At 41.4% G+C, this 14,857-nt stretch carries 15 protein-coding genes; 11 read left to right on the forward strand and 4 right to left on the reverse strand.

Annotated elements, in window-relative coordinates; all coding sequences use genetic code 11:
• The first annotated feature begins 2 nt into the window (after nucleotides 1-2).
• Nucleotides 3-929: a glycosyltransferase family 2 protein gene (locus R2Q78_RS01245; protein WP_316788131.1), complete on the forward strand. Its 927-nt coding sequence runs from the start codon at nucleotides 3-5 to the stop codon at nucleotides 927-929.
• Nucleotides 920-2,086 carry a glycosyltransferase family 2 protein gene (locus tag R2Q78_RS01250; RefSeq protein WP_316788133.1) on the forward strand — a complete coding sequence of 389 codons (1,167 nt, stop codon included), beginning with the start codon at nucleotides 920-922 and terminating at the stop codon, nucleotides 2,084-2,086. The genes R2Q78_RS01245 and R2Q78_RS01250 overlap by 10 nt, the downstream gene beginning before the upstream one ends.
• A gap of 70 nt (nucleotides 2,087-2,156) precedes the next feature.
• Here the strand turns inward: R2Q78_RS01250 and R2Q78_RS01255 are convergent, their stop codons facing one another.
• The 4 genes from R2Q78_RS01255 to R2Q78_RS01270 all read right to left on the reverse strand — a co-directional run bounded on the left by R2Q78_RS01255 (nucleotide 2,157) and on the right by R2Q78_RS01270 (nucleotide 6,060).
• Nucleotides 2,157-2,342 carry a hypothetical protein gene (locus tag R2Q78_RS01255; RefSeq protein WP_136834750.1) on the reverse strand — a complete coding sequence of 62 codons (186 nt, stop codon included), beginning with the start codon at nucleotides 2,340-2,342 and terminating at the stop codon, nucleotides 2,157-2,159.
• A 319-nt stretch (nucleotides 2,343-2,661) separates the two neighbouring features.
• Nucleotides 2,662-3,222 (reverse strand): hypothetical protein, encoded by a 561-nt coding sequence (locus R2Q78_RS01260; protein WP_316788135.1) that lies wholly within the window; start codon nucleotides 3,220-3,222, stop codon nucleotides 2,662-2,664.
• A 316-nt stretch (nucleotides 3,223-3,538) separates the two neighbouring features.
• Entirely contained in the window at nucleotides 3,539-3,790 is a 252-nt protein-coding gene (locus R2Q78_RS01265) for a hypothetical protein (RefSeq protein WP_136834752.1), read from the reverse strand.
• A gap of 89 nt (nucleotides 3,791-3,879) precedes the next feature.
• Nucleotides 3,880-6,060 (reverse strand): S46 family peptidase, encoded by a 2,181-nt coding sequence (locus tag R2Q78_RS01270; protein WP_316788138.1) that lies wholly within the window; start codon nucleotides 6,058-6,060, stop codon nucleotides 3,880-3,882.
• 359 nt (nucleotides 6,061-6,419) lie between these two features.
• On the opposite strand from R2Q78_RS01270, the gene R2Q78_RS01275 reads away from it, so the two are divergent.
• From R2Q78_RS01275 to miaA, 9 genes are all read left to right on the forward strand, one after another.
• Nucleotides 6,420-6,896, forward strand: a complete 477-nt coding sequence (locus R2Q78_RS01275) for a GAF domain-containing protein (protein WP_316788140.1) — start codon at nucleotides 6,420-6,422, stop codon at nucleotides 6,894-6,896.
• Complete coding sequence (locus R2Q78_RS01280; RefSeq protein ID WP_316788142.1) at nucleotides 6,889-7,494, forward strand: DNA-3-methyladenine glycosylase; 606 nt, start codon at nucleotides 6,889-6,891, stop codon at nucleotides 7,492-7,494. The genes R2Q78_RS01275 and R2Q78_RS01280 overlap by 8 nt, the downstream gene beginning before the upstream one ends.
• A gap of 290 nt (nucleotides 7,495-7,784) precedes the next feature.
• Nucleotides 7,785-8,645 (forward strand): bestrophin family protein, encoded by an 861-nt coding sequence (locus tag R2Q78_RS01285; protein WP_316788144.1) that lies wholly within the window; start codon nucleotides 7,785-7,787, stop codon nucleotides 8,643-8,645.
• A complete protein-coding gene (locus tag R2Q78_RS01290) occupies nucleotides 8,646-9,545 on the forward strand; it encodes a histone deacetylase (protein ID WP_316788145.1) in 900 nt (299 codons plus the stop codon).
• Nucleotides 9,546-9,548: 3 nt separating this feature from the next.
• A complete protein-coding gene (gene topB, locus R2Q78_RS01295; protein WP_316788147.1) occupies nucleotides 9,549-11,408 on the forward strand; it encodes a DNA topoisomerase III in 1,860 nt (619 codons plus the stop codon).
• Nucleotides 11,409-11,535: 127 nt separating this feature from the next.
• A complete protein-coding gene (locus R2Q78_RS01300) occupies nucleotides 11,536-12,615 on the forward strand; it encodes an MBL fold metallo-hydrolase (protein WP_316788149.1) in 1,080 nt (359 codons plus the stop codon).
• 87 nt (nucleotides 12,616-12,702) lie between these two features.
• On the forward strand, nucleotides 12,703-13,080 hold the full coding sequence (locus tag R2Q78_RS01305; RefSeq protein ID WP_316788151.1) for a hypothetical protein: 378 nt from the start codon (nucleotides 12,703-12,705) through the stop codon (nucleotides 13,078-13,080).
• A complete protein-coding gene (locus R2Q78_RS01310) occupies nucleotides 13,071-13,871 on the forward strand; it encodes a hypothetical protein (RefSeq protein ID WP_316788153.1) in 801 nt (266 codons plus the stop codon). Before R2Q78_RS01305 ends, R2Q78_RS01310 begins: the two co-directional genes overlap by 10 nt.
• A gap of 9 nt (nucleotides 13,872-13,880) precedes the next feature.
• Nucleotides 13,881-14,819, forward strand: a complete 939-nt coding sequence (gene miaA / locus R2Q78_RS01315) for a tRNA (adenosine(37)-N6)-dimethylallyltransferase MiaA (RefSeq protein ID WP_316788154.1) — start codon at nucleotides 13,881-13,883, stop codon at nucleotides 14,817-14,819.
• Nucleotides 14,820-14,857: the final 38 nt, after the last annotated feature.

A 14,857-nucleotide genomic window follows, 5' to 3' on the forward strand; every position in this document is an offset into this window, starting at 1 on the left:
TTATGAGTTCAATATCGATTATAACCGTAAACTTTTTTCAGCCGCAGGCTACAATAGAATTGCTTAATTCTTTGTATCAACATTATGCTATAGCTAATATAGAAATAATTTTAGTTGATAATGGTAGTCCTATTGATAATGAACTTTACTTTAAACGAGATTACCAGAATATCAAATACATACGTTCTGAAAAAAACTTAGGTTTTGCCGGCGGAAATAACCTTGGAATTGCTCATGCAACGGGAGAGTACCTTTTTCTTATCAATAATGATACAGAAGTTACTCCTGGTTTGATAGAAACCTTAGCTGACACTTTAAATAAAAACAAGCACATTGGCATTATTTCGCCACAAATCAATTATTTTGATGACAAGAAAATTATTCAATACGCAGGTTTTACGCCTATGGATTATTATACCTGCCGCAATGCCTGCATAGGCCAGTTTGAAACGGATGATGGGCAATACAATAATAAAATAGTACAAACTGGTTTTATTCATGGAGCAGCAATGATGGTCAGGCGTGAAGCCCTGGAAAAAGCTGGTCCTATGGCAGAGAACTTTTTCCTTTATTACGAAGAGATGGACTGGTGCGAACGCATCAAAGATGCAGGGTATGAAATATGGATCAATACCAACGGGCTGATCTATCATAAAGAATCACTTTCTGTAGGTAAAAACAGTGCTTTGAAAGAGTTTTTTATGAACCGTAACCGGATCTTATTCATCAGGCGAAATGCAAAGCTTCACCAGCGCATCGTCTTTTACATTTATTTCATGCTGCTGGTGGTTCCCAGAAATATGCTGAAATACCTGGCTTCCGGTACTGCAGGTTTTATAAAGGTATTGTGGTCTGCCATCTTCTGGAACATGACCAATAACATAAATAGCCGGAATTTGGGATTTAGATTAAAACAACAATGGAAATAACATTTTGGGTTTGCCTATTCCTCGTTTTTTATACTTTCTTTGGCTATGGGATATTATTATATTTCCTGATCAGGATTAAAAGGCTGTTTAAAAAGACAGGTAGAAAGGTGTCTGGCTTTGGCGAGTTGCCAACCTGTACACTTATTGTGGCTGCCTACAACGAGTCTGACTTTATAGAGCAGAAGATTGCCAACACATTGGCGCTTAATTATCCTCACGGCAAGCTGGAACTGATCTTTGTCACTGATGGTTCTTCAGACAATACTCCTGAATTGGTTGGGAAATATCCTCAGATCAAATTGCTGCATTCCACCGAACGTAAGGGTAAAATATCTGCAGTACACCGCGCCATTGCACAGGTGACTTCGGAAGTGATCGTTTTTACAGACGCCAATACTTTCTTAAACCAGGATGCGCTCGTGCTGATCTGTCGTCATTACGCAGATCAGAAAGTGGGTGCTATAGCGGGAGAGAAGCGCGTGATGATCGATGAGGCTGCTGATGCTACAGCTGGTGAAGGGTTTTACTGGAAATACGAATCTAAGTTGAAAGAATGGGATTCTGAGTTGTATTCGGTAGTAGGGGCAGCAGGAGAGTTATTTAGTATCCGCAAAAGCCTTTATCAACCCGTTCCCTCAAATAGTGTGCTCGATGATTTTATGATCTCTATGCGCATTGCTGAAAAGGGATATGTGATTGTTTATGAACCTGAGGCTTATGCCCAGGAGACTTCTTCTGCAAACATCAAAGAGGAGTTGAAAAGAAAGATCAGAATTGCTGCCGGCGGAATACAATCTGTGATCTGGTTAAGCGCATTACTCAATCCCTTCAGGTATCCTGTGCTGTCTTTCCAATACATCAGTCACCGGGTACTGAGGTGGACGATCACGCCGTTTCTGATGATCCTTTCCTTTGTTTTAAACGTGTGTATAGTGCTGAATGAGGCAACTCCTTTGTATGTGGTTATGCTGGCCGGACAAGTATTGTTTTATCTCTCTGCTTATTTGGGTAAGCTCCTGGAAGCGCGGAAGCTCAGGGTAAAAATCCTTTTTATACCTTATTATTTCTGTGTCATGAATTACGCGGTACTGGCGGGGTTGATCAGGTACTTCTTTGGAGAGCAATCTGTGATCTGGGAAAAGGCACAGCGGAAATAAACTTAGGAAATCGGAGGGATAAAAAAAAAGGCAATGAACAATCAATGCCTTTTTTTGTATACTATTCAGACTACTTTTTTTCCGGAGGAGTAGAAACGATTTCACCAAATTCGTTTACATATGCCATCATACTGTCCAGATCACCTCCGGACGAATTCTGCTGACGTTCTAATTTGCGTTGTTCCTTATCTTCTTTTTTCTTTTGTCTGTTTTTTTCCAGTTGCTTCTTCATGAAGGTAGCCTGAGATTTAGCCATAAATTCAATGTATTAGTTAAAAAATAACCCTTCCCTGTTTATCATTCTATTCAGATCATCCCGGCGGCAACGGGCCAGTGTCGTGGAGAAATTAGACTTCCGGTCAAGGCCTGACCGGCAGATAATTACAATTAGAGAAAAAGTGTTGTGATTTACAAACCCGTTTTGCAAATATAGCAATTTTTACGTTAAGATCAAAGCTTTGGATTTGCCCATCTATGATTGCCCTGGTTAACAGGGTTTATTGGAGGCCGTAAAAAAAGGGCTGTTTTTTTTAACAGCCCTTTTCGTACAGCAAGCCTTGCCGTAGTATTTTGTCTTACAAGCCTACTGTAAGTGTGTAGGTGAAGGTCGCAGTAGCGCTCAAAGGTTTGGTCGTTACTCTTCTTGCCTTACCAGTCAGCACATAGCTAAAAGAACTAGCAGTCACAAAGCTTTTTAATTCAGCATTTCCTCCCGTGATAGGAATGGTCAGTTCAGATGACTTGGTGTCAGGATTGCTGGGAACCGAAGCTACAGTTACATCAGATTGTCCGCTGGCTTTAATTTTCGCTGTAAGGTTTTCTAGATTAGCAAAGTTATTGGTGTCATCAGAATCATTAAGCTTGATCTTAACTCCGGTGATTCTTACATTCCTTACATTGCTGATCCCAAACTTAGAAGCCTGTGCTTTAATCAACGCATCCAGATCTATAGTTACCGGAACAGTTCCGATTGTAGTTCCTGCGTCTAAAGATGTGATGATCGGCACAGTGAAAGTAACACCCGCCGGACTAATAGAAATGTCACGCTGGGTAGCTTCTTTAATTTTATTGCATGATGAAAAGGCAATCATCAAAGCAACCGCTGATGTCAATAGGGTAGAGATTTTAATGTTCATGTAATTTGGTTTTAGTTTATATTTATAAGTCGCAAATATTCACAAAATTTGTTGAATTAAACAATACCAATAAATGGGTATAATTACATTGCCTTTTAACCAAACCTCTCATTTATTTGGCTATTTTAACTAACAAAATTTAATATTGTTGATATATTTAATGTACTGTATTTCAATTGATTTAAAGTAATTCATTTTAAGTTTTTAATTATGTAAAGTCTTTTTTTGTGATGAAAATAGTACTAAAATACAGAATATTATTTTGATTTAGTTTTTATCTATTTGTTTTACAGCACCTTATGTGTTTTATGTAGTCTTAGTATTGCTGACGGTCATACGCTGCGGAAAAATCGCTTCTCATGGTTTTGAAACGCTCAACAACAGTAGCTATAAAAGCTTCATCCAGCATCTGGAAGATCTCGTTTGCCCCTCCTCCTGTGAGGTCTAATTCTGATAATTTATAACTCTGCTCTAATGTTCCCTGTTCAAATTTGACGATGTATTTTTGGTTCATGTTGAACAAGGTGATCTTACAGTCGGGATGTGGAAGTTCTGCTATTACTCTCATGTGGTTTATTTAAAGATGATGAAGATTAAATTGATTAAAAAAAAGCCGTCCTCAATTAAGGGACGGCTGTCGGTACTACCGATATCGGATTAAAGTGTGACTCCCATTTCGGTAAGCAGGAAATCGGCTTTATCTATTTTTGCAGCTACCCAAAGTACATAGCGGATGTCAACCCCTATGGATCTGCTGTAACTTTCGTTCCATGCATAATCATTGATCGTAGCACCATATGCGCGGTCAAAATTTACCCCGATCAGTTCTCCGTAAGCATTCATAATAGGAGAGCCTGAGTTCCCGCCGGTAGTGTCCATGTTGTACAGGAATGAAACAGGTACATCATTCAGGTCTTTCTTTACGAAAGGCCCAAAATCCTTAGCGTCCCAAAGTGCCTTGATTTGTGGAGGGTATGCAAACTCAGGGTTTCCGGTTGTACCTTTTTCTAAGATTCCTTTTATGGTTGTGTAAGGGCGCATATATGATGCATCAGCTGGCCAATAACCCCTCACATATCCGTAGGTCAGGCGCAGTGTGCTGTTCGCATCTGGAATAAAATCCTTTTTCAGGAATTTCTCTTTTACATTTACGTAATCGCCCATCAATTTATTTAAGAGCCCCTCTCTGCGGTCTTTCTCAGGTTTCAGCTCAGCTATTTGTTTAGATAAATCAGTTTCAAAAAGCAATAGTCCATCATTGTATGTACTGATAGATTTGGCTGATTGAATTAATGTGTTCAAAACATATTCAGCATCTTTAAGTTTACTAATCCCAAATGTATTGTCGATGTATTGATCTATCACAGTATTGCTGTTTGAGCCTTTACTCGTAATTTTATCTACCGCATTTACCTTCTGTGTGAAATTAAATGCTGCAGCATCGCTCATCATTCTTTTGAAGATCTTTCTGTCCGCATCTATTTCATAAGCATCGTAGATTGCCGCCAGATTTTGTTTTAACTTGGGTTGGTTCTGATCAAAAAATGCCTGTTTTTGCGCAGCCGGTTGTGCGTCATAAGCGGCTTTAAACAAGTTTATGTTTCTGGCTACGCCCAGTAAACTGGTAGAACTATAGATCTGCGACAGCCAAAGGTCTCTTTGTGCGTCACCATTGATGAGTTTGTAAAGGTTGTCGATGTCGGTCATCAAACTCCCGTATTTGGCCTTTACATCCGCATTGTTATTGATGAATTGAGATAGGGCGGCATCTTCCTGTTTCTTTTGCGCGATCAGGTCTATGCCCTTCAATCCCTGTAATTTACCCCTGTAGTTTTTTAGCGTATTGGCATTTCTTTTAATTCTGGTAGCCAGTTTGATCTCTGTAGCCTTATTTTTTTTACCTACGGTTTCCATAGTGGTATTTTGGAAATCGTACAGGTCTGAGGTATAAGGAAGTACAAACTTCTGCTGGTATTCAATGAATTGAGCAGGTCTGTGGCGGAAGGTTCTTCCCGGATAACCCAGGATGAACACAAAGTCCTCCTCAGCAGTGCCTTTGGGGTTTACTTTCAGGAATTTTTTCGGCGTATAAGGTACATTGTCTTTTGAATATTTTGCCGGTGAGCCGTCCTTGCCAACATATGCACGCATGAAAGAGAAGTCTCCGGTATGACGCGGCCATACCCAGTTGTCTGTTTCGCCACCATATTCGCCAATCTGACGGTTAGGTACATATACCAATCTTACGTCTTGTATAGTTTTGTAACGGAACAATACGTAGGTTTTTCCGATGAACATTTCAGATACCTCGGCTTTAATTGAAGGGTCTTTTTTCTCAGCTTCTACGACAATGTTTTTCATTGCATTGTTGATGAGCTGAAGTCTGGAGGCAGGATCTTCGATTTGCGCAACAGCACCTAAGACTTTGTCTGACACGTCCTCATAGCTATCTGTAATACGGCAGGTTAACCCTTTTGCCTCAATTTCTTCTTCATGTGATTTTGCAACAAATCCATTGGTCAGGTAGTCGTGTTCTGGTGTGCTGGCCTGTTGCACAGCACTGAAGGCACAATGGTGGTTGGTGATGATCAGTCCCTGGTCTGAAATGAAAGAACCTGTGCATCCGCCAACATTTACAAGGGCATCAACCAGACTTGTTCCATTGGGATTGTATATGTCGTTCTGATCTATTTTTAACCCTGCTTTTTTCAGGTCTAGCTTGTGGATTTCGCTTAAAGGAAACATGCCTTCTTCCCATGGTTTGTAGCCTGATTGCAACACACCGATGGTTAGTAATGAGCAACTCAGTAGGGAGGTAATTAGTGTTTTTTTGTTCATCTCTGTTTTTTATGTAAGTTAGTGATCAGATAGAAACGCATTGCCGGTTCCGGCAAATGGTCGTTAAAACCACAAATCTAATTATTTTAATTTGAGTGTCGTACATAGTTGCGGTAGTCTTGATCCGGTTCTGTGTCGTAGCTCGATATTACCTGATTATTACCTTGTGCGTACCTCCTTCGCTAATAAATACTGTTTTGTGAACGAGCTAATACTTAGGTGCGAGCAAGGTACGCTGCAGCTGGTAATGGGCTCCCGATGAGTGATCACTGAAACATGACAGCAGATTGATTTTTCTAATGGAGACTTTCTTAATTTTGTTGTCAGTTCAATAAAAAGAAATTTTCAATAGTAAAGTAATGGCAGAGGATTTACAAATCTTAAAAGACGCAGATAAAGAGGCTCAGTACAAAATGCTGATTCCGCAAATTAAAGCTTTGATTACAGGAGAGGAAGATCAGATTGCAAACCTTGGCAATATTGCCGCTGCTTTAAAGGAGCAGTTTGGTTGGTTTTGGGTGGGCTTTTACCTGGTTAAGGGAGAAGAGCTCGTACTTGGTCCCTTTCAGGGGCCGGTAGCATGCACCAGGATCAGGAAAGGTAAGGGTGTATGTGGTGCCTCATGGGCGCAGCGCGAAACGCTGATTGTTCCTGATGTAGATCTTTTTCCAGGGCATATTGCTTGCGCTTCAGCTTCCAGATCGGAAATCGTTTTGCCTTTATATAAAGGTGATGAAGTTATTGGTGTACTGGATGTAGACAGTGAATATCTATCTCATTTTGATGAAGTTGATGCAATATATTTAAAGGAAATAATTAATCTACTGAATGGCTAAGTTACCACTTTCATTTTATCAGAATATAGAAGTAAATCAGCTTGCCGTGCAATTGCTGGGTAAGCGGTTATATACTTGTATCGACGGGGTGCTTACTGGTGGTATCATCGTCGAGACTGAGGCTTACAAAGGTGTTGAGGATAAAGCTTCACACGCCTATGGCGGACGTCTTACAGACAGGACAAGAGTGATGTACGAGCAGGGAGGTCTGTCTTACGTATACCTGTGTTACGGTATCCATCATTTGTTTAATGTAGTAACAGCACCACAGGGAATGCCTCATGCTGTGCTGATCAGGGGGCTGGAGCCCGTGGAAGGGTTGGACGTGATGCTGGAGAGGAGAAATATGGCGGCTTTAAAGCCGAATCTTACTGCCGGCCCAGGTGCTTTAGCTAAGGCGATGGGTATAGACAGGGGATTAAATGCAAAGGATCTGGGTGGAGATGAAATCTGGATAGAAGATAAGGGACTTAGTTTTAACGGCGATGAAATAGTTTCGTCGCCGCGGGTAGGTGTAGGTTATGCTGGTGATCATGCCTTGCTTCCCTGGAGGTATTATGTGAAAGGCAACCGTTTCGTGAGTAAACCGAATAGCTAGCGTTCATACTGTGGTTTAGTTCGGGCTTGTATATACTTTGCTAAAGTACGGCCTAAATCCTGGTGTTTTATTGCTCGAGCAAGACAATAGCAAGAGAGGAGCAAGAGAAAAGCAAAAGAAAAGCAAGAGAGAATGTGAGCTTAACTCGATCTTTAATGCAGTGCAAGACTAATTTAAAAATGTTCATAACTGCTGATTACTTTTATATAAGTTTGAAACGATAAAGCTACAGCTCGGTATTGGCAGATAGTTGCTGTAGTTTTATTAGTTTTGAGAGAAATTAGCTTATTATGATCAATTATAATCCTAAAGATTGGGTAACGTTTATATTTCACGTACATAAAGCGGACACGATCAGGACTTTATGGCCGTTGATGTTGAGTGTAGCCCTGTTTTCTGGCTGTATTGCTTTTCTGGAGCTGAATTACCTGAAGCTGGCGGAAACTACCTATGTGAAAAATATAGGCATGATGCACAATCTGCTGGGCTTTGTAATCTCGATGCTGCTGGTGTTTAGGACCAACACTTCCTATGACAGGTGGTGGGAAGGAAGAAGGCTGTTAGGTGGGTTAACCAATGTGAGCCGTAATTTTGCCATTAAGCTCAAGGCGTTAAAGCTAAAAGAAACACACATAGAATTTTTTGAATATGCCATTCCTAAATATGCTTTTGCATTAAAGGAACATTTGAGAGAGAAGCAGTATTTCGGAAAGAACAGTTTGTTGATCGAAGTAGATGGTGGCAAACATATTCCTAACCAGGTCGCGACCAGTATAGCTTCCAGGATTTTTGAGTTGCAGGGCACTGGAGAGATCAGTCAGGAACAATTGATTATACTTAATGCAGATGTTCAGCAATTCACAGATATATGTGGTGGCTGTGAGCGTATTAAGAGAACGCCAATTCCATATTCTTACAGTGCATTCATCAAGAAATTTATTTTCATTTACGTAATCACTTTGCCATTTGGCTGGGTGTTTAGCCTGGGCTATTTTGTAGTTCCTATAGTTCCGTTTATTCTGTATGTGCTGGCAAGTTTAGAGCTGATTGCAGAGGAAATTGAGAATCCATTTGGAGAAGATGCAAATGATCTGCCTGTAGATGAGATCTGTAACAATATAGAAAAACATGTAGGGGAGATCCTCAGGTAGATGGTTAAGATTGCCTGCCACCCCTTGTATGCACATCCTTTGCCCGAGGGACATCGTTTCCCGATGGTCAAGTATGAACTGATCCCGGAGCAATTGCTGCATCAGGGTTTGATTACAGAACAGCATTTGTTTGCTCCTGAGGTGTTGGAAGAAGATATTGTACTGTTGTCTCATGATAAAAATTATTGGAAACAGCTTAGAGATTTGAGTCTGCCGGCTGCGGAACAAAGAAGGATTGGTTTTCCGTTGACAGCACAATTGCTGGAAAGGGAATTAAGAATAGCGCAAGGAACCATTGATGGTGCATTATATGCGAAACAGTTTGGAATAGCCTTTAACGTGGCCGGAGGTACGCATCATGCAGGGAGTAATTGGGGAGAAGGATTTTGTTTGTTGAATGATCAGGCGATTGCTGCAAACTATTTGTTGGATAATGATTTAGCAAAGCGCATCTTAATCATAGATTTAGATGTTCACCAGGGAAATGGCACGGCGGAAATCTTTTATGACGAACCGCGGGTGTTTACTTTCTCGATGCATGGAGACAGGAATTTTCCATTCAGAAAGGAGCGCAGCGACCTGGATATCGCATTGGAGGATGGGGTAAAAGACGAGGAGTTTTTGAATAAATTAAGTGAAGCATTGAGTGGTTTATTGAAACACGAACCTGATTTTGTGTTTTATTTGTCGGGCGTAGACGTGCTGGAAAGTGATAAGCTAGGTAAGCTGTGTCTGACTAAAGCGGGATGTAAAGAAAGAGATAATATGGTATTGCAGTTTTGTAAGCAACACAATTTGCCGGTGCAGGTAAGTATGGGAGGTGGTTATTCGCCCGACATTAGGGATATTGTGGAAGCGCATTGCAATACATTTAAAGTTGGTTTAGATATTTTTGAATAATTTATGAAGATTGTTATTGCAGAAAAGCCCTCTGTGGGCCGTGAGTTGGCTAAAGTCTTCGGTGCTACGACTAAAAAAGATGGTTATATAGAGGGTAAAGGCTATTCTTTTACCTGGGCATTCGGGCATTTATTACAATTGGCCCCGCCACAGGAGTATGGTTTTATTGGCTGGAGGCGGCAGCATTTGCCTATGCTTCCACAGAAATTTAAGCTGGGAATCCGTAAGATCAAGACAAAAGACGGGATGGTGGAAGATCCCGGTGTGCGGAAGCAGCTTGATATCATTAAAAAACTTTTTGATGAAGCAACTGAGATCATTGTGGCAACGGATGCCGGGCGGGAAGGTGAACTCATCTTCAGGTATATTTATTACTTTCTGAAATGTAAAAAGCCTTTTAAACGGCTGTGGATCTCTTCGCAAACTGATGAAGCTATTAAAGAAGGTTTCAGGAACCTAAAGCCGGGCACAGATTATGATACCTTGTTTAATTCTGCACACTGCAGGTCAGAATCGGACTGGCTGGTGGGAATGAATGCCACGCAGGCACTGAGTATTTCAGCAGGTGCACGCTCGGTACTTTCGCTGGGCAGGGTTCAGACGCCTACATTGGCTATGATCTGTTCGCGTTTCCTGGAGATCAAACATTTTGTGCCGCAATTGTATTACCAGTTGGCCATACAGCTGGATGAGGATGGGCAACTGTTTAAGGCGATTTCTGTAAATAACTTTGATAAAAAAGAAGATGCTGAGGCATTATTCGAGAAGATAGAAGACGTGGCTTCGGGGTTTCCAAACGGAGCGAAGGTGCTTACAGTAGAAGCTAAGCCCAGAAAGGAGCCGCCTCCGCTGTTGCATGATTTAAGTAGCTTGCAGCAGGAGGCCAATAAACGCAAAGGTTTTACGGCCGATCAGACCCTCAATTTATTGCAGGGATTGTATGAAAGCAAGCTGGTTACCTATCCACGTACGGGCAGCAGGTATATCGGAGATGATGTTTTTGCAGGAGTGCCTGTTTTGATAGAAAAACTAAAAGGGCATCAGGATTTTGGTAAACAGGCTGATTTCCTGCTTACAGTTCCTTTGAATAAAAGAAGTGTAAATGCGAAGAAAGTGACGGATCACCATGCGATATTGCCTACGGGTGAGTCGCCCTACCAGTTGTCTGGAGATAAGCAGGCGATCTATGATATGGTAGTGGGCCGGATGCTGGAAGCCTTCCACCAGGAATGCGTAAAAGAGATTACCAAGATCACAATAGAAGCAGGATCAGTTTTCATGGCAAACGGTACTGTAATTCGTTCGGCAGGGTGGAGATCTGTATTTAACGAGTCGGATGATGAGAAAAAGGACGAAGAAAACCCTTCATTGCCAAAAGTAAAGGCTGGCGAGGAGCTGCCTATCGTCAATAAAGCTTTGCTGGAGAAGCAGACCAAGCCAAAGGCAATGTACAATGAGGCTTCGCTGTTGAAAGCGCTGGAGACTTCAGGAAAGGATATTGAAGATGAGGAATTGAGGTACGCAATGAAAGACAGTGGTTTGGGCACGCCGGCCACCAGGGCTTCGATCATTGAAACACTGATCAACAGGGAATACGTGATCAGGGAGAAAAGGAACCTGGTGCCTACCAATAAGGGACTGGCGGTATATGATGTGGTAAAAGATCAAAAGATAGCACAGGCGGAACTGACGGGTCAATGGGAGAAAAGACTGGAAGAGATTCGGTCGGGGGCATCGGTGACTGATTTTAAAGCCGAGATTATTGAGTATACCAGGTCTATTACTAATGAGCTGCTGCAGGCAGGTGCCGGACTGGCGGAAAAGTTTATGAAAGAGGAAAAAGTGGCGGTTAAAGAAGGGTAGTGGTAGTTCTAATTCTTTTGTAAGTATATTGTTGTTTAATTTAAATATGAAACTATTTCAGATTTTCAGACCAGGTAATGGGATAAATCCGGTAGCTTCATCATATTTTATATAAATGAAAAAGGGGATGATATATACCTTGGTAGTCGTTTTAGTACTGGTTTTGGTGACGGTATGGGTGGTAAATCTCCCTATTTTTGGCAAGGTTCCCGATGGTGTACGCTTAGAAAGGATCAGGAAACTGAGTAATTATAAGGATGGTGCGCTGGAAAATTTATCTCCCACACCTATGAAGCCTGATAATGTAAGTTATTGGGATATGATTCGCGGGATGATCAAAGGGAATAAAAACGGTACACCACCACAGGCGATCCCAACTGTTAAGCCCGATTTCTCAGCTTCAGAAAAAGTGAAGATCATCTGGTTTGGTCATTCCTCTTATCTGGTGCAGGTAGACGGGCTGAATATATTGGTAGATCCGGTGTTTAGCGAGCGGCCGTCTCCGCTGAGTTTTATTGGAAGCAAAAACTATAAAGGAACTGATTTTGTAAAGCCGGAAGATTTTCCCGCTCTGGATGTTGTGTTAATTACGCATGACCACTATGATCACCTGGATTACAATAGTATTCTGAAGTTGAAGGATAAGACTAAAAGGTTTGTCACTTCTTTGGGTGTAGGTTCGCATCTGGAATATTGGGGTGTGCCTGCGGAAAAGATTACAGAACTGGTATGGAACGAGCAAACTACGGTCGGTCCGCTAAAGTTTAGGGCACTACCTGCTAGGCATTTCACGGGACGTTTATTTAAGAGAAACCAGACGTTATGGTCGGCTTTTGTATTGCAGACTTCTAATAACCGGTTGTATCTTGGAGGTGACTCAGGGTACGATACCCATTTTAAAAAGGCAGGCGAAGAATTTGGTCCGTTTGATATTGCCATCCTGGAATGCGGACAGTACAACGCGTACTGGCCGTTGATCCATATGTTTCCAGAGCAAACTGTTCAGGCTGCGATGGATCTGAAAGCGAAGGTGCTGATGCCGGTGCATTGGGGTAAGTTTACACTCGCCATGCACGACTGGAATGAGCCTGCAATCAGAGTAGTGAGAAAAGCTAAGGCTGAGGATTTTAAAATCACCACACCAATGATGGGGGAGTCTGTAATTTTAGATGAAACTTATCCTTCAAAAGAGTGGTGGATGTTTTAATCTTTGCTAAGAACAATATGGATTGGTATCTTGTTGTTTATTTGATGCTATAAATGGTTAGTTGATACACCCTTAAATGATATACTGATGAAAACAGATTTTGTAGAAATATTTCAGACCATAAGAGCGGTGATGCAGCCGTATACTGTGCAGGGGTTTACCAATAGGATCAACAGTGAAACTGATTATGACCTGTGGAGCGAGAAGCAGGTACTTATTGAAGGCAAAAAAAGAAATGAAGTTTATTTTGCAGCGGTGATGATCAAAAAAGGTCATGTAGGATTTTATTATATGCCGGTATATGTGGAGTCGGAAATGAAAGAGATATTTGATCCCGAACTTCTAAAATTATTAAAAGGCAAGTCATGCTTTCATATTAGTAAGCTGGATGACGTACTGTTGATGCATATTGAAAATGCACTTGCTGCGGGTTTTAAACTATATAAAGAAAAGGGTTGGGTATAGTAGAGTTTTGGAAACAGGACGTTATTGATTGTTTTGAAGCGCGTGAATTTAATTTTATAAAAGTCACTGGCGGGAAATACGATCTCATCGCTTTTGATAATGTAGTACTGAACCTTGTTTCCCTCAGAAACAAGTCGTTTCCCAATGAATTTATTGCATTACAGGATGATTATAAAGGTAAAGGCATAGATTGCTTTAATCTTTGGGAAGACATATGGTCGACCAGAAAGGACCAAGTATTGGGCAGGATCGCTGCTATAATTGGTGTGAATGAGCGTATTCATGCCAGAAAAACAGAAATTGTGACTGTTACACAACAGCAGGCTGATGAATTCCTGATTGCCAATCATCTGCAGGAATCAGCAAAAGCAAAGTATAAGTTTGGTCTTAGAGAAAATGACCGGCTGGTTGCGGTGGCGACTTTTAGCAATTTAAGGTACATGAAAAATGGGATCGATGGCTACCGTTCTGCCGAATTGATCCGGTTCGCTACGTTAACTGGATATACTGTTACGGGTGGTTTTAGTAAACTGTTGAAGCATTTTATAAAGGAATATGGTCCGCATGATGTAATGAGCTATTCAGACAGGGACTGGTCGTTGGGTAAAGCCTATGAGCAAGCCGGATTTAAACTGAAAGAGATTACATTACCCGCTACAATCCTGTTAAATGTAAATACACTGGTAAGGTTTTTTCCTCACAGAGTAAGTGCGGAGGAATTGAGCTCAGACGAGTATATTCAGATTTTCAATACCGGCAATCTCAAGTACCTCTTATATTTGCATTCTTAAATCCGATTTATGCTTGAAAACCCATTGCTGGTTATATTAGGTCCGACAGCCTCCGGAAAGACAAATCTTGCTGTGAGGTTGGCTGCAGAGTTTGGTGCAGAGATCATCAGTGCAGACAGCCGTCAGGTTTTTAAAGGTATGGACATTGGTACCGGTAAGGATCTGGGAGCATATGTGTTTAAAGGCAGAACTGTTCCCTATCACCTGATCGATATTAAAGACGCCGGAGAAAAATATAATGTAAATGAGTTTAAGGAGGATTTCTACAAGGTATTTGAAAATCTGACGGGTAGAAACATCATGCCTATACTTTGCGGCGGTAGCGGGATGTATATTCATTCAGTACTTCAGGATCAACCGTTTACTGCTGTGCCGGTTAATGAGGAGCTTAGAAGTAACCTTCAGATGCTGACTAAAGAGGAACTGATACTCAGGCTTCGCGCGTATCCTTTAGCATCAGTGCAACATGCTGATCAGTCGTCGCACAAGAGAATGATCAGGGCGATTGAGATTGGCGAATACCTGTCGCGTCATGAACTGGTGGCAGAGGAGCGACCTATTATTAATCCATTTGTAGTAGGGTTGACCTCTGATATCACATTAAGAAGAGAGAAAGTCATCAGACGATTGGAAGCGAGGTTTGAAGAAGGTCTGATAGCAGAAGTAAAAACGCTTTTGGACAGCGGGGTGAGTAAAGAGATTCTTGAGTTTTATGGGTTGGAGTATAAATTCATCAGTGCTTATCTGTTCGACGAGATGACACTGGCTGAGCTAAAAGAGCGGTTGTCTATTGCAATATGTCAATTTGCAAAGCGTCAGATGACATTTTTCAGGAAAATGGAAAAAGACGGGGTTAAAATTCATTGGTTTGACTCTTCACTGGACGCCGATGATTTGAGTGTCGTAATTACTGACTCATTTAACAGACATCTGCAGGGGGTCGATTAATTCAAATGAAATTTTTTTGGTCAAAACGTAGTTCCTGG

Origin of the sequence: Pedobacter frigoris (genome assembly GCF_032678645.1) — a bacterium.
GTDB lineage: Bacteria > Bacteroidota > Bacteroidia > Sphingobacteriales > Sphingobacteriaceae > Pedobacter > Pedobacter frigoris_A.

Excerpts from the sequence above, each read along its gene's own strand:
- R2Q78_RS01245 (WP_316788131.1), top strand. The coding sequence starts at position 3 with ATGAGTTCAATATCGATTATAACCGTAAACTTTTTTCAGCCGCAGGCT.
- R2Q78_RS01250 (WP_316788133.1), top strand. The coding sequence starts at position 920 with ATGGAAATAACATTTTGGGTTTGCCTATTCCTCGTTTTTTATACTTTC.
- R2Q78_RS01255 (WP_136834750.1), bottom strand. The coding sequence starts at position 2,342 with ATGGCTAAATCTCAGGCTACCTTCATGAAGAAGCAACTGGAAAAAAAC.
- R2Q78_RS01260 (WP_316788135.1), bottom strand. The coding sequence starts at position 3,222 with ATGAACATTAAAATCTCTACCCTATTGACATCAGCGGTTGCTTTGATG.
- R2Q78_RS01265 (WP_136834752.1), bottom strand. The coding sequence starts at position 3,790 with ATGAGAGTAATAGCAGAACTTCCACATCCCGACTGTAAGATCACCTTG.
- R2Q78_RS01270 (WP_316788138.1), bottom strand. The coding sequence starts at position 6,060 with ATGAACAAAAAAACACTAATTACCTCCCTACTGAGTTGCTCATTACTA.
- R2Q78_RS01275 (WP_316788140.1), top strand. The coding sequence starts at position 6,420 with ATGGCAGAGGATTTACAAATCTTAAAAGACGCAGATAAAGAGGCTCAG.
- R2Q78_RS01280 (WP_316788142.1), top strand. The coding sequence starts at position 6,889 with ATGGCTAAGTTACCACTTTCATTTTATCAGAATATAGAAGTAAATCAG.
- R2Q78_RS01285 (WP_316788144.1), top strand. The coding sequence starts at position 7,785 with ATGATCAATTATAATCCTAAAGATTGGGTAACGTTTATATTTCACGTA.
- R2Q78_RS01290 (WP_316788145.1), top strand. The coding sequence starts at position 8,646 with ATGGTTAAGATTGCCTGCCACCCCTTGTATGCACATCCTTTGCCCGAG.
- topB (WP_316788147.1), top strand. The coding sequence starts at position 9,549 with ATGAAGATTGTTATTGCAGAAAAGCCCTCTGTGGGCCGTGAGTTGGCT.
- R2Q78_RS01300 (WP_316788149.1), top strand. The coding sequence starts at position 11,536 with ATGATATATACCTTGGTAGTCGTTTTAGTACTGGTTTTGGTGACGGTA.
- R2Q78_RS01305 (WP_316788151.1), top strand. The coding sequence starts at position 12,703 with ATGAAAACAGATTTTGTAGAAATATTTCAGACCATAAGAGCGGTGATG.
- miaA (WP_316788154.1), top strand. The coding sequence starts at position 13,881 with ATGCTTGAAAACCCATTGCTGGTTATATTAGGTCCGACAGCCTCCGGA.